General features: G+C 74.3%; 20 protein-coding genes. 10 read left to right on the top strand and 10 right to left on the bottom strand.

What is annotated here, in order from left to right; translation table 11 throughout:
* Window positions 1–330: 330 nt before the first annotated feature.
* The 6 genes from AB0I82_RS09505 to AB0I82_RS09480 all read right to left on the bottom strand — a co-directional run bounded on the left by AB0I82_RS09505 (window position 331) and on the right by AB0I82_RS09480 (window position 7272).
* On the bottom strand, window positions 331–1179 hold the full coding sequence (locus AB0I82_RS09505) for an ECF transporter S component (RefSeq protein WP_363256555.1): 849 nt from the start codon (window positions 1177–1179) through the stop codon (window positions 331–333).
* On the bottom strand, window positions 1176–2870 hold the full coding sequence (locus tag AB0I82_RS09500; protein ID WP_363256553.1) for an ATP-binding cassette domain-containing protein: 1695 nt from the start codon (window positions 2868–2870) through the stop codon (window positions 1176–1178). Before AB0I82_RS09500 ends, AB0I82_RS09505 begins: the two co-directional genes overlap by 4 nt.
* Window positions 2867–3973: a CbiQ family ECF transporter T component gene (locus tag AB0I82_RS09495; RefSeq protein WP_363256919.1), complete on the bottom strand. Its 1107-nt coding sequence runs from the start codon at window positions 3971–3973 to the stop codon at window positions 2867–2869. The genes AB0I82_RS09500 and AB0I82_RS09495 overlap by 4 nt, the downstream gene beginning before the upstream one ends.
* Before the next feature lie 137 nt (window positions 3974–4110).
* Window positions 4111–4764 carry an SCO2322 family protein gene (locus AB0I82_RS09490; RefSeq protein ID WP_363256918.1) on the bottom strand — a complete coding sequence of 218 codons (654 nt, stop codon included), beginning with the start codon at window positions 4762–4764 and terminating at the stop codon, window positions 4111–4113.
* A 35-nt stretch (window positions 4765–4799) separates the two neighbouring features.
* Window positions 4800–6059: a prenyltransferase/squalene oxidase repeat-containing protein gene (locus tag AB0I82_RS09485; RefSeq protein WP_363256552.1), complete on the bottom strand. Its 1260-nt coding sequence runs from the start codon at window positions 6057–6059 to the stop codon at window positions 4800–4802.
* A 175-nt stretch (window positions 6060–6234) separates the two neighbouring features.
* Window positions 6235–7272, bottom strand: coding sequence for an MBL fold metallo-hydrolase (locus AB0I82_RS09480; RefSeq protein WP_363256551.1), 1038 nt, complete (start codon window positions 7270–7272; stop codon window positions 6235–6237).
* 124 nt (window positions 7273–7396) lie between these two features.
* Here AB0I82_RS09480 and AB0I82_RS09475 point away from each other — a divergent pair, with 124 nt between their 5' ends.
* The 6 genes from AB0I82_RS09475 (at window position 7397) to AB0I82_RS09450 (ending at window position 17221) form a co-directional block, all read left to right on the top strand.
* Complete coding sequence (locus AB0I82_RS09475) at window positions 7397–8848, top strand: aldehyde dehydrogenase (protein WP_363256550.1); 1452 nt, start codon at window positions 7397–7399, stop codon at window positions 8846–8848.
* A gap of 4 nt (window positions 8849–8852) precedes the next feature.
* Window positions 8853–9086 (top strand): ferredoxin, encoded by a 234-nt coding sequence (locus AB0I82_RS09470; RefSeq protein WP_363256549.1) that lies wholly within the window; start codon window positions 8853–8855, stop codon window positions 9084–9086.
* A 142-nt stretch (window positions 9087–9228) separates the two neighbouring features.
* Window positions 9229–11862 carry a class III lanthionine synthetase LanKC gene (gene lanKC / locus AB0I82_RS09465; RefSeq protein WP_363256548.1) on the top strand — a complete coding sequence of 878 codons (2634 nt, stop codon included), beginning with the start codon at window positions 9229–9231 and terminating at the stop codon, window positions 11860–11862.
* A 32-nt stretch (window positions 11863–11894) separates the two neighbouring features.
* On the top strand, window positions 11895–12026 hold the full coding sequence (locus tag AB0I82_RS09460) for a SapB/AmfS family lanthipeptide (protein ID WP_363256547.1): 132 nt from the start codon (window positions 11895–11897) through the stop codon (window positions 12024–12026).
* 288 nt (window positions 12027–12314) lie between these two features.
* Complete coding sequence (locus AB0I82_RS09455; RefSeq protein WP_363256546.1) at window positions 12315–14771, top strand: ATP-binding cassette domain-containing protein; 2457 nt, start codon at window positions 12315–12317, stop codon at window positions 14769–14771.
* A gap of 110 nt (window positions 14772–14881) precedes the next feature.
* A complete protein-coding gene (locus tag AB0I82_RS09450; protein WP_363256545.1) occupies window positions 14882–17221 on the top strand; it encodes an ATP-binding cassette domain-containing protein in 2340 nt (779 codons plus the stop codon).
* A 54-nt stretch (window positions 17222–17275) separates the two neighbouring features.
* Here the strand turns inward: AB0I82_RS09450 and AB0I82_RS09445 are convergent, their stop codons facing one another.
* On the bottom strand, window positions 17276–17941 hold the full coding sequence (locus tag AB0I82_RS09445) for a response regulator transcription factor (protein ID WP_363256544.1): 666 nt from the start codon (window positions 17939–17941) through the stop codon (window positions 17276–17278).
* Window positions 17942–18530: 589 nt separating this feature from the next.
* Window positions 18531–19154 (bottom strand): TetR family transcriptional regulator, encoded by a 624-nt coding sequence (locus AB0I82_RS09440; protein ID WP_223733319.1) that lies wholly within the window; start codon window positions 19152–19154, stop codon window positions 18531–18533.
* Window positions 19155–19391: 237 nt separating this feature from the next.
* On the opposite strand from AB0I82_RS09440, the gene AB0I82_RS09435 reads away from it, so the two are divergent.
* The 4 genes from AB0I82_RS09435 (at window position 19392) to AB0I82_RS09420 (ending at window position 23494) form a co-directional block, all read left to right on the top strand.
* On the top strand, window positions 19392–20744 hold the full coding sequence (locus tag AB0I82_RS09435; RefSeq protein ID WP_363256543.1) for a glycosyltransferase family 4 protein: 1353 nt from the start codon (window positions 19392–19394) through the stop codon (window positions 20742–20744).
* Between the two features lie 67 nt (window positions 20745–20811).
* Window positions 20812–21579 (top strand): class I SAM-dependent methyltransferase, encoded by a 768-nt coding sequence (locus AB0I82_RS09430; protein WP_363256542.1) that lies wholly within the window; start codon window positions 20812–20814, stop codon window positions 21577–21579.
* Entirely contained in the window at window positions 21576–22646 is a 1071-nt protein-coding gene (locus AB0I82_RS09425) for a prenyltransferase (RefSeq protein WP_363256541.1), read from the top strand. Before AB0I82_RS09430 ends, AB0I82_RS09425 begins: the two co-directional genes overlap by 4 nt.
* Before the next feature lie 53 nt (window positions 22647–22699).
* Window positions 22700–23494 (top strand): maleylpyruvate isomerase family mycothiol-dependent enzyme, encoded by a 795-nt coding sequence (locus tag AB0I82_RS09420; RefSeq protein WP_363256540.1) that lies wholly within the window; start codon window positions 22700–22702, stop codon window positions 23492–23494.
* Between the two features lie 14 nt (window positions 23495–23508).
* Here the strand turns inward: AB0I82_RS09420 and AB0I82_RS09415 are convergent, their stop codons facing one another.
* Window positions 23509–24519: an LLM class F420-dependent oxidoreductase gene (locus AB0I82_RS09415; protein WP_363256539.1), complete on the bottom strand. Its 1011-nt coding sequence runs from the start codon at window positions 24517–24519 to the stop codon at window positions 23509–23511.
* 126 nt (window positions 24520–24645) lie between these two features.
* Window positions 24646–25467, bottom strand: a complete 822-nt coding sequence (locus tag AB0I82_RS09410) for a hypothetical protein (protein WP_363256538.1) — start codon at window positions 25465–25467, stop codon at window positions 24646–24648.
* Between the last annotated feature and the right edge of the window lie 16 nt (window positions 25468–25483).

The following is a 25483-nucleotide window of genomic DNA, read 5'->3' as shown; positions in this document are numbered from 1 at the left end:
CCGAGGACACGGGGGACAGCACGGGGGAGGGACCTTCCGACGGGAACAGGGGGAGTCGCCGATGGCGCGACGAGTCACGGGGGCGAGCTGAGTCGCGGGGGCGAGACGGGTCGCGGGGCGAGCTGAGTCGCCGGGCGCGGTGAGGTTTGCGGACCCGGCGACCACTTCACCGTGGGAGGTGGCTCGGGGTGCGTGCAAGAGCCACCGGCGTGTACGGGGTACGTAGCCGCTTCGTACCCGGCCGCGGGACCCGGGCCGGAAACCGGGGCGGGGCCCGCGCCGGCTCCTGCTACCGGGCCTCGTAAGTGACCAAGGTCCTTGTGCGTGGCTTCACAAGGAACGCCCGCCCCGGCCGTCGTCCGCCGCCGTGAATGCCACCGGGGCGTCGAAGGCCGCGCGGCGGGTGGCGCGGCGGAGGGCCTTCAGGACGGTGGGGCCGACGGTGAGGGTGAGGACGATCGTGATCAGGGCGCGGGGGAGGTCCCAGCCGAGGGAGGTGGCCAGGCAGTACGCGACGAAGCGGGCGAGGTTGTCGGGGAGCGGGTCGCCGGGGACGAAGGAGACCCCGGAGGCGAGGCCCGCGATGTACGGCCAGCCCTGGAGGTTCATGACCAGGCCGTAGAGGAGGGAGGCGAGCGTGCCGTAGACCGCGAGCAGCAGCATCTCGCGGCGACCGCGGAGCCGGTCGGGCCCCGGGAGCAGCCCCGCGCCCATCGACACCCAGCCCATCGAGAGCATCTGGAACGGCATCCAGGGGCCGACACCGCCGGTGAGGAGGGCGGAGGCGAACATCGAGACCGCGCCGAGCACAAAGCCGAAGCCGGGGCCCAGGACCCGGCCCGACAGGACCATCAGGAAGAACATCGGCTCGATACCGGCCGTGCCCGCGCCGAGGGGGCGCAGCGCGGCGCCGGCCGCGGCGAGTACGCCGAGCATCGCGATCGCCTTGGCGTCCAGGCCGACATCGGCGATGGTCGCCACGACCACGGCGAGGAGGAGGGGGAGCAGCGCGGCGAAGAGCCAGGGGGCGTCCTTGGAGTGCGCGAGGCCGGACGCGGAGTCCGCCAGCAGCGGCCAGCCGAAGGCCATCACGCCGAGCGCCGAGACCAGTACGAGCGCGGCCACCGACCGCGGCCCGAGCCGCACCGCCCGCACCCTCCTGCCCGTCCGCGGACTCATGCCGTGTGCTCCAGTTCGGCCAGCGCGCGGGTGACCTGGGGGACGGTGAGCCAGGGGAGCGGCGCGAGGACCTTGGCGACCTGCGGGGCGAAGGCCGGGGAGGCGGTCACGACCTCGGCGGTCGGGCCGTCCGCGACGATTTCGCCGTCGGCGAGGATGACGACGCGGTGGGCGAGTTCGGCGGCCAGTTCGACGTCGTGGGTGGCGAGGACGATCGCGTGGCCCTCGGCGGCGAGGCCGCGCAGGACCTCCACCAGGCGGGCCTTGGCCGCGTAGTCCAGGCCACGGGTCGGCTCGTCGAGGAGGAGCAGCGGCGGCCGTGCGGTGAGTACCACGGCGAGCGCGAGGGCGAGGCGCTGGCCCTCGGAGAGGTCGCGCGGGTGGGTGCCGTCCGGAACGTCCGGCAGCAGCCGGGTGACCAGCGCCCGGCAACTGCCCGGCGCGGCGCCCGCGTCGGCGTCCGCCGCCGCGCACTCGGCGCCGACGGTGTCCGCGTACAGCAGGTCGCGCGGCTCCTGCGGTACGAGGCCGACGCGGCGCAGCAGGTCGCGCGGCCCGGTGCGGTGCGGCACGGCGCCGCCCACCCGTACCGAGCCGGCGGCCGGCTCGTGCATGCCGACCAGGGTGTTGAGGAGCGTGGACTTGCCCGCGCCGTTGCGGCCCATCAGGGCGACGGTCTCGCCGGGGCTCACGGACAGGTCGACGCGGTGCAGCGCGTCGATGCGGCCGCGGCGTACCGAGAGGGCGTTGGCTTCGGCGACCGGGGCGTCGGACGGCGCGGACGGTGCGGGCGGCACGGGCGGCTGGGGCTGCGCGCCGGCCACCCCCGCCGCGCCCGCCGCGCCCGCCGGAGACGCCGAAGCCGCCGGGCTCCGCCCCGCCAACCGCTCCCGCAGCCCACCGGCCCTGCGGCGGGCGTCCCGTACGGTCAGCGGCAGTGGCGACCAGCCCGCCGCCCGGCCGAGGGCGACGACCGGCGGGTGGACCGGGGAGACCGCCATGATCTCGGCGGGTTCGCCGATGACGGGCGCGGCGCCGGGCGCGGGCAGCAGGATGACCTGGTCCGCGTACTGGACGACGCGTTCCAGCCGGTGCTCGGCGAGCAGGACCGTCGTACCGAGGTCGTGGACGAGGCGCTGCAGTACGGCCAGTACCTCCTCCGCCGCGGCCGGGTCCAGCGCCGAGGTCGGCTCGTCCAGGACGAGCACCTTGGGGTGCGTGGTGAGGACGGAGCCGATGGCGACGCGCTGCTGCTGGCCGCCGGAGAGGGTGGCGATGGGCCGGTCGCGCAGCCCTGCGAGGCCGAGCAGGTCGAGGGTCTCCTCGACGCGGCGGCGCATCACGTCGGGGGCGAGCCCGAGCGACTCCATGCCGTACGCCAGCTCGTCCTCGACGGTGTCGGTGACGAAGTGGGCGAGCGGATCCTGGCCCACCGTGCCGACCACGTCGGCCAGTTCGCGCGGCCGGTGGGTGCGGGTGTCGCGGCCGTCGACGGTGACCCGGCCGTGCAGGGTGCCGCCGGTGAAGTGCGGTACGAGGCCGGAGACGGCGTTCAGTACGGTCGACTTGCCGACGCCGGACGGGCCGACCAGCAGGCAGAGTTCGCCCTCGGGGACGGTCAGGTCGATCCCTTGGACGGCGGGCGCGGCGGCGTCCCCGTAGGTGACCGACACCTGCTCGAACCGGATCACGTCGTCCTCTCCTTCGGGTTCTGCGGGTGCTGCTTCGCGTTCTGCGTACGCCGCTCCACAGGCGGTACCGGAGCGACGAACGCCGGTACCAGCCCCACCAGCACCGACAGCGCGGGCCAGAGCGGGAGTTCCGGCGCCGTCAGTGGAACGGCGGGCGGGTGCAGGGCCGCGGGTGCGTACGAGCCCGCGCGGATCATCAGCGCGGCCACCGCCACGCCGGAGCCCGCGACCAGCCAGGCGCGCGGGCCCCAGCGGTCGGGCCGGTAGCGGGTGCGGACCGAGCGGCGGCCGCCCAGCCACAGCCCGGCGAGGGCGGCGGCGAGCCCGGCGGCCAGCACCGGCAGCCCGTACCCGGCGCCCTGGGCCGCGAGCAGTCCGTACGTACCGGCGCAGATGCCGAGGAGGCCGCCGAGCGTGAGGGCCGTGGTGGTGTGGCGGACGGCGCGCGGGACTTGCGCGGTACGTCCGTACCCGCGGGCGTCCATCGCCGCCGCGAGCGCCACCGAACGCTCCAACGCGCCCTCCAGTACCGGCAGTCCGACCTGGAGCAGTGCCTTGACGCCGCGGTCGGGGCGGCCGCGCAGTCGGCGTGCGGCGCGCAGCCGCTGGACGTCCGCGACCAGGTTCGGGGCGAACGTCATCGCCACGACGACGGCCACGCCCGCCTCGTAGAGCGCGCCGGGCAGGGACTTCAGCAGCCGGGCCGGGTTGGCGAGCGCGTTGGCGGCGCCCACGCAGATCAGCAGCGTGGCCAGCTTCAGCCCGTCGTACAGCGCGAAGAGCATGCCCTCGGCGGTGACCCGGCCGCCGATCCGCACGCCGCGCGCCCAGTCGGGCAGCGGTACTTCGGGGAGCGTGACCAGGACGTGCGTACCGGGGACGGGCGAGCCGAGTACGAAGGCGAAGACCAGCCGGATGGCGAGCACGACCAGGCCGAGCTTGACGAACGCACCGTAGGACCGGGCCCAGGGGGCGTCCGAGCGACGGGCCGCGACCACGTATCCGGCGACGCCGATGAGCAGGCCGAGGAGGAGCGGGTTGGTGGTGCGGGACGCGGCCGTTGCCAGGCCCAGCGCCCACAGCCACCACGCGCCGGCGTGCAGCGCGCGCCCCCGCGTGCCGAGGGGCGCGCGGAGCCGGGATGGCGCGCGGAGCCGGGCTGGGGCGCGCAACCGGACTGGGACGCGACGCCCCGGCCGCGCGCCCGTCACATCGTCCGTCACGGTTCCCCGGCCCCCGGTCATCCGCGCCGGCGCCGAGCCTGCCACACCGCGGCGGCGCCGAGCACGGCGACCGCGGCGAGACCGCCGATCAGTCCGGCGGAAGGCCCACCGGCACCGGAGTCGGACGCGCCGCCATCAGGCGCCGCGGACTCAGTGGCACCGTCGGACGGCTTCGAGGACCCGCCCGCCTGCTCCGCGCACCCCGTCTTCGGATAGCCCGATATCGCGCACAGCAGCGCACTGGAGTCGTACCGCAGCGGCGCCGCGACCGCGGCCAGGGCGTCGCCCGCACTCGCGTCCTCGGGCACCCGCGCGCACTCCGTACGGGCCGTCGGCGGCGTCTCGCCCTTCGGAGCGTCGGCCGCCGTGCCGAAGTCGAGGACGACGGCGACCCGCTTGCGGCCGTCCGCCGCCTTCGTACCGCCGCAGACCGCGTCGAAGTCGGCGGCCGCGCGCGGCTTCGCGGCGCGCGCGGAATCGGCGCTGACGGTGAAGCGGAAGCCGGCCGCGCCGCCGTCGGCGGGGCGCGCCGTCGCGGGCCCCTCGGTGGCGTACGTCCAGCCGCCGCCCCCGTGGTCCGCCGCGTCTGCCGTCCAGAAGGACCAGTAGCGGTACTCCTCGGCGTGCGCGGGCGCGGCGGCCAGCCCCGTGACCGTACCGGCCAGGGCCAGCGCGCCGAGGCCGCGCGCGAGACGAACAGCGCTGCTCACAGCTGGTTCTGCTTCCTGCGGCCGCTCAGCAGGAAGCCGATGCCGGCGCCCGCCGCCAGGCCGACGAGCACGACCCACCACACGGAGCCGCCGCCCTCGTCCTCCTTCTGGTCCTTCTCGGCCTGCTGGTCCGAGGCGGCGGACGCGGGCTTCGGGCCGGTCGCGTTCAGCTTCGTCACCAGGTCCGTGCCGCCGAAGTCGCGCGGGTCGCCGCCGGTGGCGTGCGTGGCGAGGATCAGCTGTGCGTACGCGGCCGGGCCACTCTGCTTCGCCCAGGCCGCCGAGTGCTCGCGCAGCCAGCCCAGCGACTGCTTCGCCGCGTCGGCACGCCCCGCGGCGGCCAGCGCGACGACGGCGTCGGCGGTGTTGCCGACGTCCGGCTGCGACTCGGCACCGGGCATCGCGGACATCAGATGGTGGTCGTGCGCGTCCAGTACCGAGCCGAGCTGGTCCGCGGCACCACCGGCGGCAGCGTGCGCGTCCTTCGCGGCGGCCTCGCAGGACGCGGACTTCGCGGCGCCCGCGCCCTGCTCGACGACGAAGCCCTTGCCGAGCGCGCCCAGTACGGCGGCGGCCGTCGCGTCCTCATTGGCGGCGAGCTTCCCGTCCTTGGCCTGGAAGGCGAACGCGCCGCGGTCCTTCTTCTCCACGTCGCAGCCGAGCCGGAAGGCGAGCAGCCCCTCGTACGGCGTCTTGCCGCCCTTCTTGGCGGTCACCGACTCCGGCTTCGTGCCCGTGGCGGCCAGCGCGCCGATCACCACGGAGGTGGAGTTGGCGTCGCTGGGGGCGCCGGACGCGGAGCCCCAGCCGCCGTCGTCGTTCTGCGCGGACTTCAGCCAGGACACGCCCTTGCGCACCGCGTCCGCGTGCCCGCCGACCGCGGCCAGCGCCTGCACGGCGGCGGCCGTCTGGTTGGTGTCCCGCAGCGTCTTCGCGTCGCAGGGCCGCTTCGGGTCGGCGCGGTACGCGGTGAACGCGCCGTCGGCGCACTGCTGTCCGGCGAGCCAGTCCACCGCCGAGTCCGCCGGGCGCACGCCCGTGGTGTCCTGCGCCAGCAGCGCCAGCGACTGCCGCCAGACGCCGTCGTACTTCGGGTCCGTGCTGCCGTACAGGCCCTTCGGGAGCTTCGGGGACGCGGCGGGCGCGGGGTCGGCGGCGAACGCGGCGGGGGCAGCGGCCGCGCACAGCACGGCGGCGGCCAGGGCCGCGGCGCAGCGGCGCGCCGGGGCGGCGAGGGAGCGGGCCGTGATGGCCATGGGGTCGGTGCCTCTCGGTCGGTTCGCGGGGTGCGCGATACCTCGACGGTGCCGCGCCGGGGGCGCAGGACTGCGGGTCAGCGCCGGTTTTCCACCGGCTTCCCCCGGTCGGGCACGAATGAACGTGTCCGCAATACTTTAACCGGCGGGTAGCTCCCGGCCTCCGGCGCCTGCGTCACACCGCCACGTACGCCACCGGGTCCGAGCCCGGCACCGGTTCCGCCAGCCCCGTCTTCACCAGGCGCCGCAGATGCGCCTCGGCCTCGGAGACGGCGATGGTGCGCGAGCCGTACGGGATCTCCGCCCACGGGCGGTTCCACGTCATGGTCTCGGCGAGCTGCCAGGGCGTGAGCGGGGCGGCGAGCAGGGCGCGCAGCCCGCCGAGCCGTTCCTCGTGGTGCGCGACGAGCTCCGCCGCCCGCTCGGCGGCGCTGGTGAAGGCGTGCTGGTGGGCAGGTAGTACCTCCGCCACGCCCAGCCGCGCGATCCGCTCCAGGGAGTCGAGGTAGTCGCCGAGGGGATCGGTGACCGTCGCGTCGTCCGGGTCCTCGTACAGCCCCACGTGCGGGCTGATGCCCGGCAGCAGATGGTCGCCGGAGAAGAGGCGCCCGTTGCCGGGGTGCGCCGCCGGGTGCGCCTCCTCCAAGTGCAGGCAGACGTGGCCCGGTGTGTGGCCCGGCGTCCAGATCGCGCGCAGCCGCCGACCCGCTAGATCCAGCAGCTCGCCGGGGACGATCTCGCGGTCCGGGAGCGCGGGGCGCTCGTCGGGGAGCCCGCGCGTGCGCCCCTCGGCACGGGCCGCGTACAGCGGCGCGAGGTGCTCCTCGGGCGCACCCGCCGCGCCCAGTTTCCCGATGAGGTACGTCAACCAGGTGCCCGGCTCGGCCTCACGGGTGCGGCGCACGACCTCCGTATCCGCGGCGTGCATCGCGATCCACGCGCCGGACGCCTCCCGGACCCGGGCCGACAGGCCGTGGTGGTCGGGGTGGTGATGGGTGACCAGGACGCCGTGGAGCTCGGTGACGTCGGTGCCGCACGCGGTGAGCCCGGCGGCGAGCGCGTCCCAGGAGTCCGGATCGCCCCAGCCGGTGTCGATCAGCACCGGCCCGCGGTCCGTCTCCAGTACGTGCACGAGCGTGTGCCCCAGCGGGTTGTCCGGTATGGGAACGGCGATGCTCCACACCCCGCCCCGGTGGTCGATCACGTGCGGCATGCCATGCCCCTCTCGAACCAACCGCACGCCGTCGCGTGCATTGTCCAGCATAACTAGAACTGGTATCAGTTCTGATGCAGCGTCAGATGTACGTCACGTAGTGATGCCCTGGGAGGCGGAGTCGATGGCCGATCTGATCGAGCACGGACAGCTCTACATAGGCGGTGGGCTGGTCGATCCGGCCGGCCGGGACACCATCGAGGTCGTCTCCCCGCACACCGAGCAGGTCATCGGCCGGGTGCCGCACGCCTCGCGGGCCGACGTGGACCGCGCCGTCACGGCGGCGCGCACGTCCTTCGACTCCGGGGTGTGGGCCGACACCCCGCTCGAAGAGCGGATCGCGGTCATCACGCGGATCAAGGACGCGTTCGCCGTGCGGAGCGAGGAGTTCGCGCGGCTCATCAGCGCGCAGAACGGCACCCCGTACACCGCGGGCGTCATGGTGCAGTCGCTGGCCGCGATGATGGCGTGGGACGCGGCGATCACCGTCGCCCGTGACTTCGTCTACGAGGAGCGGCGGCAGGGCGTCCTCGGGCCGCTGCTGATCCGTCGCGAGCCGGTCGGGGTGGTCGCGGCCGTGGTGCCGTGGAACGTCCCGCAGTTCACCGCCGCCGCCAAGCTCGCCCCCGCGCTGCTGGCCGGGTGCTCGGCGGTGCTGAAGGTGTCGCCGGAGACGCCGCTGGATGCCTATCTGCTGGCGGAGATTGCCACGGAGGCGGGGCTGCCGGAGGGGGTGTTGTCCATTCTCCCGGCGGATCGCGAAGTCAGTGAGTATCTGGTCGGGCACCCGGGCGTGGACAAGGTGTCCTTCACCGGGTCGGTCGCGGCCGGCAAGCGCGTCATGGAGGTGGCGGCGCGCCATCTCACCCGTGTGACACTGGAGTTGGGCGGCAAGTCGGCCGCGGTGATTCTGCCGGACGCCGACCTGGACGCGGCGGTCGCGGGGATCACGCCTTTCGCGTGGATGCTCAACGGGCAGGCGTGCGTGGCGCAGACGCGCATCCTCGCACCGCGCTCGCACTACGACGAGATCGCCGAACGGTTCGCCGCCGCGGCCTCCGCCCTGAAGGTCGGCGACCCGATGGACGCCGCCACCGAGGTCGGCCCGCTGGTCGCCGAGCGGCAGCGGCGCCGGTCGCTGGAGTACATCGCGTCAGGGCAGCAGGAGGGCGCCAAGGTGCTGGCCGGCGGCGGCCGTCCGGCGGGCCTGGACACCGGCTGGTACGTCGAGCCGACCCTCTTCGGCGAGGTCACCCCCGGTATGCGGATCGCCCGCGAGGAGATCTTCGGCCCGGTGATCTGCCTGCTGCCGTACGAGGACGAGGCCGAGGCCGTACGGATCGCGAACGACTCCGACTACGGGCTGTCGGGCTCCGTGTGGACCGCCGACACCGAGCGCGGCATCGAGGTGGCGCGCCGGGTGCGCACCGGCACGTACTCCGTGAACACCTTCAGCCTGGACATGCTCGGGCCGTTCGGCGGCTACAAGAACAGCGGCATCGGGCGGGAGTTCGGGCCCGAGGGGTACGGCGAGTACCTGGAGCACAAGATGATCCACCTGCCGGCGGGGGCGTGAGCGCATGGGTGACCGCTGGCAGGTGGAGGTGGACCGCGGGGTCTGCATCGGCTCGGGGCTGTGCGCGAGCGCGGCGCCGGGCGGGTTTCGGCTGGACACCGCGCGCCAGTCCCACCCCGTGACGGACGAAGTGGACGCCCAGGAAGCGGTGTTGGCGGCCGCCGAGGGCTGTCCGGTCGAGGCGATCGTGATTACGGAGGCCAACTCCGGGGAAGCAGTCTTCCCGCCGGAGGAGTGACGTCAGGCGAACACCCGTGCGACCTGCTGGTTCGTACTTAGAGTTACTTGTGCGTTCCTCACGGTGACCTCATGACGTCTGTGACTGTCCGTCCCTCCCCTTGCGTGGAAATCTCTATTCCACGCCGCCGAGGGGGGAGACGATGGACAAGCGGTACGAGGTGTACTGCCTGGCTGACAGGTATTTCTATGAAACCCCGGACCGTTTGTCCGTCGGGGAGAGTGCCGCGGCTGACGACAGTGCGGTGTACGAAGCGGCGCAGCGCGCAGTCCCCGAAGGGTGGCGTTGTTTCCTCTCCGGGGACTGGCTCCACGTAAATCCCGTGGACAGCGAGGGGAACCCGCGTCCGGGCAGGCCGAAGCAGGGGTGGAAGATACATGTGTCGGCCTGCCCGGACAATGCGGAGAAGATAGCGTCCAAGGTCTGGGACTACTGCGTGGCCCGGGCCATTCCGTTCAAATTCGTGCCGGGTCCGCGCCCGCTGCACCTGCGGAATTCCAAGTACGCGGACCGGGCCGCCAGCGGCAAATTCGCCACCATTTACCCGCTGGACGAAGCGGAATGCCACCGCATTCTGGAGGAGCTGGGCTCGCTGCTGGACGGCGAGCCGGGCCCGTACATCCTGAGCGACCTGCGGTGGAACGACGGGCCGCTGTACGTGCGGTACGGCGGCTTCGCCCGGCGGTACTGCGTCGACGGCACCGGGGCGCTCGTGCCCGCCATCGAGAACGCCGACGGGCGGCTGGTGCCCGACCGGCGCGAGCCCGCCTTCCGCACGCCGGAGTGGGTGCCGCTGCCCGGCTTCCTGGTCCCGCAGCTCGCGGCCCGCAACGCCACGACCGTCGCCGACCTGCCGTACGCCATCGAGTCGGCGCTGCACTTCTCCAACGGGGGCGGCGTCTACGTCGGCCGGGACCGGAGCACCGGGGAGCGGGTGGTCCTCAAGGAGGCGAGGCCGTACGCCGGCCTCGCCGCCGACCGCGCCGACGCGGTCACCCGGCTGGAGCGCGAACGCGCCGCGCTGGAGCGGCTGTCGGGCCTCGGCGTGGCCCCCGAGGTGCGCGACTTCTTCACCGCCGGCGACCACCGCTTCCTCGTCCTGGAGCACATTCCCGGCAAGCCGCTGAACTCCTTCTTCGCCGAGCGCCACCCGCTGCTCACCCCCGACCCCGACCCGGCGGCGCTCACCTCGTACACCGAGTGGGCCCTGGGCATGTACAACGCCGTCGAACAGGCCGTCGCCGCGGTGCACCGCCGCGGGCTGGTCCACAACGACCTGCACATGTTCAACGTCATGGTCGCGCCCGACGAAATGAGCGTCACCCTGCTGGACTTCGAGGCCGCCACCGACGCCGGCGACGGCAGCCGCCCGTCCCTCGCGCACCCCGGCTTCGTCGCCCCGCGCGACCGCACCGGCTACGACGTCGACCGGTACGCGCTGGCCTGCCTGCGCCTCGCGCTCTTCCTGCCGATGACCACGCTGCTGGCCATCGAGCGGGACAAGGCGGCGGACCTGGCCGAGATCGTCGTCCGCGAATTCCCGGGCGTACCGGCCGGGTTCCTGGAGGAGGCCGTGCGGACGATCTGCGCGCACCGGCCCGCCAGGCCGCGCATCCGGCGCCCCGCACAGGCCCGCCACCTCGTCGCGGTCGACACCCGCGAACCGTACGTCTGCGACCCGGCCGACTGGCCGCGCAGCCGCGAGTCCATGGTCCGGGGCATCCTCGCCTCGGCCACGCCCGAGCGCACGGACCGCCTGTTCCCCGGCGACATCGCCCAGTTCGCCGACGGCGGCGGACTCGGCATCGCCCACGGGGCGGCCGGAGTCCTGTACGCGCTCCACGAGACGGGTGCCGAGGGGTTCGAGGAGGGCGAGGAGTGGTTACTGCGGCAGACCGCTCCGCCTCCCCTCGGCACCCCCCTCGGGTGCTACGACGGACTCGCCGGCGTCGCCTACGTACTGGACCGGCTCGGCCACCGCGAACGGGCCGACGAGCTGATCGAGCGGGTGCTCGCCGAGAAGTGGTACCGGCTCGCGCCCGACCTGTACGGCGGGCTGGCCGGCATCGGCCTCACCCTGGACCACCTGGCGCGACAGCGCGGCGAACGCGAGCTGCGCGACCGGGCGCTGGAGGCGGCGGGACACGCCGCCGACCGGCTGGAGAGCTGCGCGAACCGGGCCGGGCTGCTGCGCGGCGCGAGCGGCCCCGCGCTGCTCTTCCTGCGGCTGTACGAAGGCACCGGCGACCCCGGGCTGCTCGATCTCGCCGCGCAGGCGCTGCGCAGCGACCTCGCCCGGTGCGTACGCAACGAACGCGGCACGCTGCTGGTCGACGAGGGCTGGCGCACGATGCCGTACCTCGGCGGGGGCTCGGCGGGCATCGCGATGGTGCTCGACGACTACCTGACGCACCGCGCCGACGCGGAGTTCGAGGAGGCGCGCGCCGCGATCCTGCCGGCCACCCAGGCCCGCTTCTACGCACAGCCCGGCCTCTTCCGGGGGCGCGCGGGCATGGTGCTGCACCTGGCCCGCACGACGACGCCCGACCCCGACGTCGAGGCCGCGCTCGCCGCGCAGATCGCCGATCTGAGCTGGTACGCCATGCCGTACCGCGGGGAACTGGCGTTCCCCGGCGATCAGATGATGCGGCTCTCCATGGACCTGTCCACGGGCACGGCCGGCTGCCTGCTCGCGCTGGGCTCGGCGCTGCACGAGGAACCCGTACAACTGCCGTTCCTGCCGCCGCTGCCGGAGCCGAACGGGCTGCGGATCTGAAACCGACCGACGTGAAACCGGTCAACGGAAGGATGTGCCTCGTGGCACTGCTCGATCTGCAGATGATGGCGGGCCCGGAGCGTGAGGGCGGCGGGGGCCAGGAGAGCAACCTCAGCCTGTTGGCGGGGTGTGAGCCAAGCACCGTCAGCCTCCTCCTCTGCTAGCGCCCCCCTGATCAGGTTCGTCCCAGTACGCGTCGTCCGCGGACCGGGAGGTGATACAGGCCGACCGCGGTACGGGAGGTGTCCGTGCCCGGCCCGGATCGTGAGGTCCGATCCGGTCCGGCACGGCACGCCGCCCGCACCGCCCGGCCTGCTCCGGTGGCCGACGCCGGGACGAACCGGTGTGCGTGCGGCTCCTGGGGGAGCCGCACGCACACCATCCCCACCACTTCGCCTTTCCGCCTGTCAGGTACAGCTCACAGCTTTCCAGTTCGTCCGGGAGGAAGAACCGTGACCGCCAAACCCGCCGACCGGCTGCTGCTCGGCGCGCTGCGCCACAGCGCCCCCCGGGCCTCGGCAGTCCTGCTGCTCACGACCGGCGGCGCCGCGGTCGGTCTCGCCCTCCCGGCCACCCTCGGCCACACCCTCGACCTGCTGCTCGACGGCGGCCCCGCGCCGTGGCCCTGGCTGTTCGCCGTCGCCGGGCTCACCGCCCTGCTCGTCCTCATCGGCGCGCTGGACGGGCTGCTCACCGGCACGACGGACGCCCGCGCCACCGCCTGGCTGCGCCGCCGGGCGCTGCGCGGCGTACTGGCCACAGGGCCCACGGCGACCGAACGGCACGAGCCCGGCGACCTGGTGTCGCGCATCGTCGGCAACGCGGGCACGGCCGGCACCGCGCCCACCGCGCTCGCCGCCACCGCCGCGACGGCGCTCACCCCGGTCGGCGCGCTGGTGGCGCTGGCCCTGCTCGATCTGTGGACCGCGGCCGCCTTCGTCATCGGACTGCCGCTGCTGGCGCTGCTCATGCGCGCCTTCGTCCGCGACACCGGGGACTGCGTGGCGCAGTACCAGCGGATACAGGGCGACATCGCGGGCCGGCTGCTGGAGGCGATCGGCGGCGCCCGCACCATTGCCGCCGCCGGCAGCCACGAGCGCGAGGCCGCCCGCATCCTCGCGCCGCTGCCCGCCCTCTCCCGCCAGGGCCACCGCATGTGGCGGGTGCAGGGCCGGTCCACCGCACAGGCCGCCGCGCTGATCCCGCTCCTGCAGATCGCGGTGCTCGCCGTCGGCGGGCTGCGGCTGCTCAACGGCGCCCTCAGCGTCGGCGACCTGCTCGCCGCCTCCCGGTACGCCGTGCTCGCGGCCGGCGTCGGCATGCTCGTCGGCCACCTCAACGGCCTGGTGCACAGCCGCGCCGCGGCCCGCCGCCTCACCGAACTCCAGGACCTGCCCGCCATCGAGTACGGCGACCAGGAGGCGGTACCGGAGGAGACGGGCGCGCGTGCGGAGGCGGGCGCCGGGACGTGCGCGGGGGCGCTCGAACTCCGCGGCATCACCGTACGGAAGGCCGGGCACACCGTCCTGGACGATCTCAGCCTCAGCGTGCCCGGCGGCTGCACGTTGGCCGTCGTCGGCCGCTCCGGGACCGGCAAGTCCATGCTCGCCGCGGTCGCCGGGCGGCTGATCGAACCGGACGCGGGCGAAGTCCTGCTGGACGGCGAGCCGCTGCGCCGCCTCAGTCACTACGCGCTGCGTCGCTCGATCGGGTACGCCTTCGAACGGCCCGCGCTGCTGGGCGACACGGTCCACGACACCGTGGCGTACGGGGTGTACGAGCCGGGCCCTGGCGACGTGGAGGCGGCGGCCCACGCGGCGGGCGCGGCCTCCTTCATCCGGCGGCTGCCCGAGGGGTACGCCACGCCCTGCGCCGATGTGCCGCTGTCCGGCGGGGAGGTGCAACGCCTGGGCCTGGCCCGCGCGTTCGCGCACGCCGAGCGGCTGCTGATCCTCGACGACGCGACGTCCAGCCTCGATACGGTCACCGAACTCCGCGTCGGCCGCGCGCTGCTGCGCGATGTGCGCGCCGGCACCCGTCTGATCATCGCGCACCGGGCCGCCACCGCGGCCCGCGCCGATCTGGTCGCCTGGCTCGACGCGGGCTTCATCCGGGCGCTGGCGCCGCACGACACGCTCTGGGAGGACCCGCGCTACCGGGCCCTCTTCGGCCCGGACGACTCCGGCCCGGAGGACTTCGGTCCGGACGACTTCGCCACGGACGACCAGGAGGCGCCGGACACGGAGGACCGGGCGGCGGACCGGGCGCGGCGCCAGGGGGTGCAGGACGTTCCGACGGCCCGGCTGAAGGTCCGGCGGCGGCCGCTGGGGAAGCCGGCGGCGGGGGAACTGCCGGTACGGAAGCGGGCCGTGGCGGGTGAGCTGCCGACGGGGGCGTCGGCGGGGGCGTCGGCGGCCGGGGAACCGCCGGCCGGAGCGGGGGCCGCGCGGCCGCGGCGGGCGATCGGCCACGGGCCGCGCCAGGAGGGGACGCGGCCGGAGGGGGCGCGCCAGGAGGGGGCGCGCCAGGAGGGGACGCGCCAGGAGGGGACGCGGCCGGAGCGGGCGCGGGCCGAGGGGGAACGTCCCGCGGGGCGGCCGGAGGGGCTGACGCCTGTGGCGGCGCCGCGGCCGGCGTCGCCCTCCGCCGCCGGGGGCGTCCCCAGCTGGGCGTACGGCCGGAGCGCGGAGCAGACCGACGGCGCCGCGCAGGACGGGTTCGCGCCGGGGGAGCGCGGGGGCGTGCCGGAGGGGATACCGGTGCCGCAGGGGATGCCCATGACGCAGCGCCGTCGGCGCGCGCTGGCCGACCTGCTGGTACGGGGTGAGCCGTCGGCCCGTGCGGAGGGCGGGCCGACGGCCGGGGCCCCCTCCGAGGGGACCGCCGGGGTACGGCGGGGTGCCGAGTGAGGCCGGAGGGGACGCGGGCCGCTCAGGGGGAGCGGCCCGCCGGGGCAGCGGAACGGACGACGGTGACCGGCGGGAACGAGAACGGGAACGGAAGCGGGAGCGGAAACGGCATGAGCGGGAGCGAGGGCAGAGTGAACGGGGCGCCGACGCGCGCGGAGTACGGGGCGGGCACGGGGACCGCGCTGCTGGACGGCCGCCCGGCCGTCGCTCCCGAGGAGCGGCTGCGGGACGGGGCCCGGCGGTTCCTGGACCGGCGGCGCGTCGTCGTGGCGCGGCTGGCCGCCTGGTCCGTGGCCGAGGCCGCCCAGACGTTCCTGCTCGGCTTCGCGCTGGCTCGGGCGATCGACGACGGGTTCCTCGCGGACCGGGTCGCCGTGGGCCTGGGCTGGCTGGCCGCGGCCGCGCTGGCCGTCGCGGCCGGCGCGTACGGCACGGGCCGGGTCTACCGCTCCGTCGCCGACCTGGTGGAGCCGCTCCGCGACGAGCTGCTCCGGCGGGTCGTCACCCGCGCGCTGCGGGAGGCCGACGACAGCGCGGTCTCCCGCGCCGCGCACCAGGTGGAGATGGCCCGCGACACCTTCGGCGGGCTGGTGATGGTGGTGCGGGGCTTCGTCTTCACCGCCGCCGGTGCGCTGGTCGGCCTCTGCGCGCTCGCTCCCGTACTGCTGCTCGTCGTCCTGCCGCCGCTCGTACTGGGCCTCGCCCTCTTCGCGGTGACGCTGCGTCCGGTGGCGCGCAGTCAGGAGACGTACCTGGCGGCCGACGAGGCCATCGCGCGCGGTGTGAGCGTGGCGGTCGGCGGTCTGCGTGATGTGACGGCCGGCGGCGCCGAGGAGCGGGTGGCGCGCGAGGTGGGGGAGCGCTTCGACGCCGAATGGCGTGCGTCGCGCACGCTCGCGCGCTGGGGCGTGTGCCGGGACGTGGCGCTCGGCGTGGGCGGACGGCTGCCGGTGGTCCTGCTGCTGGTCACCGCGCCGTGGCTGCTGGGGAACGGGGTGACGCCGGGCGCGCTGGTCGGCGCGCTGGCCTACCTCACGCAGTCGATGCTGCCCGCGCTGCAGGCCCTGATGCACGGCCTGGGCACGTCCGGCACCCGGCTGGGCGTCGTCCTGCGCCGGCTGACGGGGGCCGGGCGGGGCGTCGGGAGCGCCGCGGACACCGCGGTCTCCGCGACGGATGCGACGAGCCCGGCGGACACGGAAGCGGCAGGCGCCGGGACGGCGCCCGAGCCCACCGTGTCCGCCGGGCCCGCCCTCCCCGGTCCGGCCGGAGTGCCGGGGAGGCCGGCGCTGCCCCGCCGCGACGGAGCGTCGGGAGCGGCCGGAGCGACCGGAAGGCCGGCGCTCCCCGGCCCCGAGAGTGCTTCCGGCAGGCCCGCGCTGCCTGCGCTGCCCGCCGTGCCCGAACTGCCGGCGCTGCCTGCGGGCACTCCGGCCGCCTCGGCCACCTCTGCCGCATCGGCACCGGCGTCCGCGTCGGCACCGGCGTCCGCGTCGGCGTCCGTGCCCGCGAGTCGTGGCGGTGGGGCGCGGCACGCCAAGCGGCCGCGGCACGCGCTGCCCCCGAAGCGGCTGACGCTTCCCGGCGGGATCCCGGTGCCGGGGCGTGCGCCGGGCGGCCGGTCGGCGCGGGGCGCGGGCGGGTACGCCGGGGGCAACGCCGACAACGCGCCGGTCGAGGCGCCCGTACCGCTGCCCGCGTGGGCGACGCCGCCCGCCGGCAGCGGGCTGGCCCTGGAGGCGCGGGGAGTGTCCTTCGCGTACGGCGAGCATGCGACGCCCGTGGTGCAGGGGCTGGAGCTGACCCTGCCGGTCGGCGGGCACCTGGCCGTCGTCGGGCCGAGCGGCATCGGCAAGTCGACGCTCGTGGCGCTGCTCGCGGGGGTACTGGTCCCCGATCGGGGAGAGATCCGGCTGGGCGGGAACGGCGCGGGGTCCAGGCGCGTTCTCGTACCGCAGCAGGCCTATGTGTTCTCCGGGACGCTCCGGGAGAACATGCTGTACCTCTGCCCGCGCCCCGAGGAGGTGCCGGACACGGCCCTGCGTGCCTCGGCCGTGGCCGTGGGCGCCGCGGGCCTGGTGCAGCGGCTGGGCGGCTTCGGCGCACGGGTCACGCCCGGCACGCTCTCCGCCGGCGAGCGCCAGCTGATCGCCCTCGCCCGCGCCCATCTCGCGCCCGCGCCGCTCGCCCTCCTCGACGAGGCCGGCTGCCATCTGGACGCGACGGCGGAAGCCCGCGCGGAGCGGGCCTTCGCGGCCCGGCCGGGCGGCTCGCTGATCGTCGTCGCGCACCGCATCAGTTCGGCGCTCCGTGCGGACCGCGTCCTGGTGATGGACGGTACGTACGCCCTGTGCGGACGCCATCGCGACCTGCTGCGGCGCTCCGCGCTCTACCGCGACCTCGTGGGGGAGTGGGCGGACGCCGAAGCGGAGCCGGCCCTCGCCCCGTGAGCGGGGCGCGGCCCGGACCGCGCCCGGGACGCCCTCCCGGTGCGCGGGTCCGGGTCACAGCCAGCCCTCGCCCTGGGAGATGCGGATGGCGTCGACCCTGTTGCGGGCGCCGGTCTTGCGGGTGATCGCCGACATGTAGTTGCGCACCGTTCCGTTGGACAGGTGCAGCGTGCCGGCGATCTCGGCGACCGAGGCGCCCTCGGCGGCGAGCGTGAGGACGCTCAGTTCCCGCTGGGTGAGCGGCATTTCGGCGGCCTGCAGGAAGCCGAAGCCCAGCGAGCCGTCGACGAAGCGCCGGCCCGCGGCGACCTGCCGTATGCCGACGGCCAGCTGCCCGGGCGAGCCCTCCTTGTCGACGAACCCGAGCGCGTCGGCCTCGAAGGCTCTGCGCAGCGGGCCCGGCCGGTGGGCCGAGCCGAGGACCAGCAGGGCAGGCCCCTTGGCGGGCCCGGCCGCGCCCTCCCGGCCGCCGCAGGCCCCGTTGGGCCCGCCGGCCCCGGGCTCCCCACCGCAGTGCGCGGCCTCCGCCGCGCCGCTCACCGGGTGCTCCCGGCATCTGTTGACCTGCTGCGGGATGTGCGCGATGGGGCCGCGCGCGGGCGTGGCGCGGACCGGGACGGTGTGCGCGGCACTGCTGTGCGCCTCCGTCCTCGTCTGCGTACCGCCCATCTGCGTACCACCCGCGTGGGCACCTCTCGCGGCGGCGCCGACACCGCTCACCACGGCACCGTGCCCCCCGGCCGCCGCTCTCGGCGCCCAGCCGCTCCGGTACCCGTCGGCACTCCGGTACTCGTCGGTGCTCCGATACGCACCGTCACTCCATCCCGCTTCCTCTCTCGCGGAACTACCGTCGGCATGTGCCATTGGCGCGGCACCGCTGTCCGATAGCTTTCGCAACGCATTCGCTCCGATCGGCATCGCGGAGTCCACATCCACCACACAGACGTCCGGCTGCAGCGCGCGCACCCGGCCCGCCGCGCCTTCCGGCGTGGACACCGCCACCTCTATGTCGTTTTCCCTGCTGAGCACCTCGGCCAACGCCCATCGAAACAGGCAGACGTCGTGCACCAGCAGCACCCGGATCACTGCAGTCCCCCTCCAGACCCCCGTGTACCGGCCTTATTTGGCAACCACCCCGAATTCATACCTGTAAAGGGCGCGCCGTGGGGCCGCAGATCAGGCCAAGAGGGGGCAAGGGGGCGCACGGATGCACGGCGAGATGCATGTATGCACTCTGTGACGGCGCCAAACCGGCATCAAACCGGGGCCGCACCGGGGCCGCGAAAGGGGATTGCGAGGGGAAAGCGGGCTATTCCGGGCGCTGCGGGCCGGTCAGCTCGATGAGCCGGCAGACGGTCTCGATGTCGATCTTCACTTGCGCAATTGAGGCCCGTCCCGAGAGCCACGTGATGAGCGCCGAGTGCCAGGTGTGCTCGATGACCCGTACGGCCGAGAGCTGCTCCGGAGTGGCGGCGGATTCCAGCCCCATGGCGTCCAGGATGATCGCCGTCGTCAGCCGGGAGACGGTGTCCACCTCGGGGCTCACCGACCGGTCGGCGAAGGTGAGCGCGCGCACCATCGCATCCGCCAGGTGCGGTTCGCGCTGCATCGCGCGGAACGCCCGCATCAGCGTCTGGGCCACCCGCGCCCCGGGATCGCTCTCCGTCGGCGGCCTTTTGCGCAGCGTCGCGTGCATGTGCTGCAGCTGGTCCTGCATGGTCGCCACCAGCAGATGGATCTTGGAGGGGAAGTAGCGGTACAGCGTGCCCAGGGCGACGTTCGACAGCTCCGCGACCTCGCGCATCTGCACGGCGTCGAAGCCGCCGCGCCCGGCCAGCTGCGCGCTGGCGTGCAGGATGCGGCGGCGGCGCGCTTCCTGGCGCTCGGTCAAGGGAGGGGTGGCGGGAAGCGCCGGCCGGTGTTCGGAAGTCATGTGTCCCATTCCGTGGCGGTCCGTCCGTGCTGCGGGGGCTGTCGATCTGCTGATCGGCTCAGCATGGCAGGGGGTGGGTCGTGGCGCGAATCACCTGGTGCGGCTCTTTTCGCCAGTGCCCCGACCGGTAGATTCAAGCCTGGTGAACTCGTCGGTAACCGATCGGTTCTGTAACTTGTTCTAGATTAGCGCCAGCGGTTACGCTCCGGCGAAAGTCCAGTGAGAGAGGGGCCGAGAGTGTCCGCTGAGGCCGTCCGGGCAGCCGCCGCTCGCTCCGCCGAGGTCACCGGCGACCGCCCCCTGCGGATCGCCCTGCTCACGTACAAAGGGAATCCGTTCTGCGGCGGCCAGGGCGTCTACGTACGCCACCTCTCGCGCGAACTGGCCGGGCTCGGCCACTCCGTGGAGGTCATCGGCGCCCAGCCCTACCCCGTACTCGACGGCGGCGTCCCGCTGACCGAGCTGCCCAGCCTGGACCTGTACCGACAGCCGGACCCGTTCCGTACGCCCAAGCGCGGCGAGTACCGCGACTGGATCGACGCCCTTGAGGTCGGCGCGATGTGGACCGGCGGCTTCCCCGAGCCGCTCACCTTCTCCCTGCGGGCGCGCCGCCATCTGGCCGCCAGACGCGGCGACTTCGACGTCGTCCACGACAACCAGACGCTCGGCTACGGCCTGCTCGGCGACCTCGGCGCGCCGCTGGTCACCACGATCCACCACCCCATCACCGTCGACCGGCAGCTGGACCTGGCCGCCGCCGAGGGCTGGAAGCGGCGCGCCTCGGTCCGCCGCTGGTACGGCTTCACCCGCATGCAGAAGCGGGTCGCCCGCCGACTGCCGTCCGTGCTCACCGTCTCCGGCTCCTCGGCCCAGGAGATCACCGACCACCTGGGCGTCCGTCAGGACCGCATCCACGTCGTGCACATCGGCGCCGACACCGACCTCTTCTCGCCGGATCCCGCGGTCCCCGAGATCCCCGGCCGCATCGTCACGACCTCCAGCGCGGACGTGCCGCTCAAGGGCCTGATCCACCTCGTCGAGGCGCTCGCCAAGGTCCGTACGGAGAACCCGGAGGCGCACCTCGTCGTGGTCGGCAAGCGCGCCGACGACGGGCCGGTGGCCGCCGCCATCGAGAAGTACGGGCTCGGCAACGCCATCGAGTTCGTCAAGGGCATCAGCGACGCCGAGCTGGTCGACCTGGTCCGCGGCGCCCAAGTGGCCTGCGTGCCGTCCCTCTACGAAGGCTTCTCGCTGCCCGCCGCCGAGGCCATGGCCACCGGTACGCCGCTGCTCGCCACCACCGGCGGCGCCATCCCCGAGGTCGCCGGGCCCGACGGCGAGACCTGTCTCGCGGTGCCGCCCGGCGACGCGGGCGCGCTCGCCGCGGGCCTGAACCGGCTGCTCGGCGACGCGGGGCTGCGCCGCCGGCTCGGCGCGGCGGGCCGCGCCCGGGTCCTCGCCCGCTTCACCTGGCGGCAGGCGGCCATCGGCACCGCCGAGCGCTACCGCGAGGCCATCGCGGCCCGCGCCGCGCACCGGCCCGCCGCGGCCCCCACCACGCCGGCGGCCGCCCCCGCGGCCGCACCCTGACCTGACGAACACCGCTCCCGGCCGGCCTCCGCGGCCGGGGACACCCCAGGACGAAAGCTGAGAGGCCGTGCTGACCGTCGACTTTTCCCGATTCCCGCTCGCACCGGGTGACCGCGTACTCGATCTGGGGTGCGGCGCGGGCCGGCACGCCTTCGAGTGCTACCGGCGCGGCGCGCACGTCGTGGCCCTCGACCAGAACGCCGAGGAGATCCGCGAGGTCGCCAAGTGGTTCGCCGCCATGGAGGAGGCCGGTGAGGCCCCGGCCGGCGCCACCGCCACCGCCATGGAGGGCGACGCGCTCAACCTCCCCTTCCCCGACGGCTCCTTCGACGTCGTGATCATCTCCGAGGTCATGGAGCACATCCCCGACGACAAGGGCGTGCTCGCCGAAATGGTCCGGGTCCTCAAGCCCGGCGGCCGGATCGCGGTGACCGTGCCGCGCTACGGCCCGGAGAAGGTCTGCTGGGCGCTGAGCGACGCATACCACGAGGTCGAGGGCGGCCACATCCGCATCTACAAGGCCGACGAACTGCTCGGCAAGATGCGCGAGGCGGGCCTGCGCCCCTACGGCACCCACCACGCGCACGCGCTGCACTCCCCGTACTGGTGGCTCAAGTGCGCGTTCGGCGTGGACAACGACAAGGCGCTGCCGGTCAAGGCGTACCACAAGCTCCTGGTCTGGGACATCATGAAGAAGCCGCTGGCCACGAGAGTCGCGGAGAACGCGCTCAACCCGCTCATCGGCAAGAGCTTCGTCGCGTACGCCACCAAGCCGCACGAGCCCAAGTCCCTCGCCACTGAGGCGCACGACGAGCCCGCGCGAGCCGCCCTGTGACGAGCCCCGGGCGCACCGAACGACTCGTCCTGCCCGGAGTACTCACCGCGGAGCAGGCCGCCCGCACCGTCGCCGGCATCCTCGCGACCCAGCGCGCGGACGGCGCCATCCCGTGGTTCCGGGGCCACCACCTCGACCCCTGGGACCACACCGAGGCCGCGATGGCGCTGGACGCGGCCGGCGAGCACGCGCGCGCCGAGGCCGCGTACCAGTGGCTCGCCGACCACCAGCTGTCCGACGGCTCCTGGTACGCCGCGTACGCCGACGGGGACGCGGACCGGCCCACCGACCGCGGCCGCGAGACCAACTTCTGCGCGTACCTGGCCGTCGGCGTCTGGCACCACTACCTCTCCACCGGCGACGACACCTTCCTCGACCGGATGTGGCCCGCGGTGTACGCCGCCGTGGAGTTCGTACTGGAACTCCAGCAGCCCGGCGGCGAGATCGGCTGGAAGCGCGAGGACGACGGCACGCCCGTCAACGACGCGCTGCTCACCGGCTCCTCCTCCGTCTACCAGGCGCTGCGCTGCGCCCTGGCCGTCGCCGACCAGTGCGGCGCGCCGCAGCCGGACTGGGAGCTGGCGGTCGGCCGGCTGGGCCACGCCATCCGGCACCACCCCGAACGCTTCCTGGACAAGTCCCGGTATTCGATGGACTGGTACTACCCGGTGCTCGGCGGCGCGGTGCGCGGCCAGGCCGCCAAGGAGCGCATCGAGGCGCAGTGGGACGACTTCGTCGTGCCCGGCCTCGGTGTCCGCTGTGTACTGCCGAACCCCTGGGTCACCGGCGGCGAGAGCGCCGAACTGGCGCTGGCGCTCTGGGCGATGGGCGAGTCCGACCGCGCGGTGGACATCCTCCGCTCGATCCGGCACCTGCGCGCAGAGGACGGCATGTACTGGACCGGCTATGTCTTCGACGACGACGCGATCTGGCCGCGCGAGCTGACGTCGTGGACGGCGGGCTCGCTGCTGCTGGCGGTGGCCGCGCTCGGCGGCGACGAGGCCACCACGGCCGTCTTCGGTGGCGAGGCGCTTCCGAGGGGCCTGGACCCGGACTGCTGCGACTGATCCGCTCCCGCGATTCGAGGGCCGGGGTGCGGGATGCGCACTAGTGTGCGGGTATGACGCGTCTTGGGTATGAGAGGTACTGCGACGAGATCGTGGTGCAGGCCGGGCTGTTCCGTGCGGCGCTGCGGGGCGCGGACCTGAAGGCGACGGTCCCCACCTGCCCGGATTGGAGCATCGGGGACCTGGCCCGGCATGTGGGTGGCGCGCTGCGCTGGATGGCGGCGAACGTCCGGAGCCGGGCCCAGGAGCCCGTGGCCGAGGACGCGATCCCGGACGCGGCCGGGCCCGGGGACGGCGACCCGGCGGCGCTGGACGCCTGGCTGGGCGAGAGCGCGGCGCTGGTGGCCGCCGAGCTGCGGGCGGCCGGACCGGATACCGCGGTGTGGACCTGGGCGGACGAGCAGAGCACGGACTTCTGGGCGCGGCGGGCCGTGCACGAGACCGTGATCCACCGCGCGGACGCCGCGATCGCGGCCAACGTGCCCTATGCACTCGCTCCGGAGGTCGCCGCCGACACCCTGGAGGAGTGGCTGGAGATCGGGAGCCTGCCGCAGACGATGGAGCGGCGGCCGGAGCTGGCGCGGCTTCTCGGGCCGGGCCGGACGATCCATCTGCACGCCACCGACACCGACCTGGACCAGGGCGGCGGCGAGTGGCTGATCGACCTCACGGGCGAGGCCATCACCTGGCGCCGGGGACACGAGAAGGCCGCGGTGGCGCTGCGCGGACCGATGCGGGACCTGCTGCTGGTGTTCTACCGGCGACTGTCCGTCGAGGACGGGGACGTGGCGGTCATCGGCGACCGCGCGCTGATGGACGAGTGGCTGGAGCTGGTCAGCTTCGGCTGACAGCCAGCAGCTCCCTAGGAGTTGAGCTCGGCGAGTGCGCGCAGGGTGTGCGGGTCGGGGGCCGTCACCAGGAGGTCGGTGATCGGGCCCGCGCGCCACAACTTCAGGCGTTCGGCGATGCGTTCGCGCGGGCCGACGAGGGAGATCTCGTCGGCGAAGGCGTCGGGGACGGCGCGTACGGCCTCGTCCCTGCGCCCCTCCAGGAAGAGGCGCTGGATGCGGCGCGCCGCCTCCTCGTATCCCATCCGCGCCATCAGATCCGCGTGGAAGTTCCTGGTCGCGTGCCCCATGCCGCCGATGTAGAAGCCGAGCATCGCCTTCACCGGCAGCAGCCCCGCCGCGACGTCGTCGCAGACCGCCGCGCGGACCATGGGCGCGACGCGGAAGCCTTCCGGGGCGTCGGCCAGCGCCGCCCGGTAGACAGAGGTACGCGTCGGCGACCAGTACAGCGGCAGCCAGCCGTCGGCGATGCGGGCGGTCTGGGCGATGTTCTTCGGGCCCTCCGCCGCGAGGAACACGGGCAGGTCGGCGCGGAGGGGATGGGTGATCGGCTTGAGCGGGCGGCCGAGGCCGGTGCCGTCCGGGCCGCGGTACGGGTGGGCGTGGAAGCGGCCGTCCAGTGTCACCGGCCCTTCGCGGCGCAGCACTTGGCGGACGATGTCGACGTACTCGCGGGTCGCGGTCAGCGGGCTCTTGGGGAACGGCCTGCCGTACCAGCCCTCCACGACTTGCGGGCCGGACAGGCCCAGCCCCAGCATCATCCGGCCGCCGCTGAGGTGGTCCAGGGTGAGCGCGTGCATCGCGGTGGCGGTGGGCGTGCGGGCCGCCATCTGCGCGATGCCCGTGCCCAGCCCGATCCGCGAGGTGTGCGCGGCGATCCAGGCGAGCGCGGTGAACGCGTCCGAGCCCCAGGACTCCGCCGTCCACACCGAGTCGTACCCCAACGCCTCCGCCTCGCGGGCGAGTTCGAGGTGGCGGGGGTCGGGGCCGCGGCCCCAGTAGCCGAGCGCCAGTCCGAGCCGCATGCCGATGCCTCCTGACCTACACCTGACGTACCGTCAGTTCGGTGCGGCGGTGACTGTACGGGGCGCGGCGCGGGAAGGCAACGGCCCCCCGCCCAAGAGGGCGAGGGGCCGGGAGCGCGGGTGGTGTCAGCCGCGCTGGATGCCGGTGGTGTCCTGCAGGACGCCGCGGCGGCCGTCCTGGGTCTGCGCGATCAGCGCCTGACCGCGCTGCTCCACCGCGAGGTACCAGGTGCCGGGCGCCAGTTCGGCGATCGGCGTCTGGCCGCCGTCCTCGCCGTACAGCGGACGGGCGACCGGAACCGCGAACCAGAACGGCGCGAACGCGTCGGCCGGCGCGGCGGTCTGCTGGTCGGCCGCCTGCGGCTGCCCGGCCTGGCCGGTGTGACCGCCCTGCACGGGCTGCGGCTGGCCGCCGTACGAGGGCTGGCCGCCCTGCTGCTGTGCGCCCGGGTAGCCATAGCCCTGACCCGGCACCTGCTGCTGCGCGCCCGGGTAGCCGTAACCGGCGTTGGCGCCCGTGGGGTACGCGCCCGGCGTCGTGGTGGGGGCGGTGATGAGCTGGCCCTTCAGCGCCGGGACGAGCGGCGAGGCGACGGCCGCGCCCGCGAGGATCAGCGTGGCGATGAAGCCGATGATGACGCCGGGGCCCGCGCTGCCGACGCCGATGATCGTCCAGAACGCGGTCCACGCGGCGAAGATGGTGATCGCGACACCGAACTGTCCCAGCTCGAGGCCGGCGATCTTGCGAGGCTGCGGCATCATCCGGTGGACGACGATCAGCGCCGCACCGATGACACCGGCCAGATAGATGCTCATGACGACCGGAAGCATGTCCCAGGCGTTGAAGCTCTCCAAGCCGCCGGAGTAATCGAGGAACGAGGCGATGAACAGCAACACCGCTGCTCCGATCACCACGCCGTCGCCTCGTGTGAGGGATCGGATGTTCACGTAAGAAGTCCTTTGC

It is taken from the genome of Streptomyces sp. NPDC050315 (assembly GCF_040655775.1).
GTDB lineage: Bacteria > Actinomycetota > Actinomycetes > Streptomycetales > Streptomycetaceae > Streptomyces.
Note: the sequence above shows the minus strand (reverse complement) of the source record. Positions and strands in the feature narration are given on the sequence as shown.

Excerpts from the sequence above, each read along its gene's own strand:
- lanKC (WP_363256548.1), top strand. The coding sequence starts at position 9,229 with ATGGACAAGCGGTACGAGGTGTACTGCCTGGCTGACAGGTATTTCTAT.
- AB0I82_RS09475 (WP_363256550.1), top strand. The coding sequence starts at position 7,397 with ATGGCCGATCTGATCGAGCACGGACAGCTCTACATAGGCGGTGGGCTG.
- AB0I82_RS09420 (WP_363256540.1), top strand. The coding sequence starts at position 22,700 with ATGACGCGTCTTGGGTATGAGAGGTACTGCGACGAGATCGTGGTGCAG.
- AB0I82_RS09485 (WP_363256552.1), bottom strand. The coding sequence starts at position 6,059 with ATGGCCATCACGGCCCGCTCCCTCGCCGCCCCGGCGCGCCGCTGCGCC.
- AB0I82_RS09440 (WP_223733319.1), bottom strand. The coding sequence starts at position 19,154 with ATGACTTCCGAACACCGGCCGGCGCTTCCCGCCACCCCTCCCTTGACC.
- AB0I82_RS09480 (WP_363256551.1), bottom strand. The coding sequence starts at position 7,272 with ATGCCGCACGTGATCGACCACCGGGGCGGGGTGTGGAGCATCGCCGTT.
- AB0I82_RS09460 (WP_363256547.1), top strand. The coding sequence starts at position 11,895 with ATGTGCCTCGTGGCACTGCTCGATCTGCAGATGATGGCGGGCCCGGAG.
- AB0I82_RS09470 (WP_363256549.1), top strand. The coding sequence starts at position 8,853 with ATGGGTGACCGCTGGCAGGTGGAGGTGGACCGCGGGGTCTGCATCGGC.
- AB0I82_RS09450 (WP_363256545.1), top strand. The coding sequence starts at position 14,882 with ATGAGCGGGAGCGAGGGCAGAGTGAACGGGGCGCCGACGCGCGCGGAG.
- AB0I82_RS09415 (WP_363256539.1), bottom strand. The coding sequence starts at position 24,519 with ATGCGGCTCGGACTGGCGCTCGGCTACTGGGGCCGCGGCCCCGACCCC.
- AB0I82_RS09505 (WP_363256555.1), bottom strand. The coding sequence starts at position 1,179 with ATGAGTCCGCGGACGGGCAGGAGGGTGCGGGCGGTGCGGCTCGGGCCG.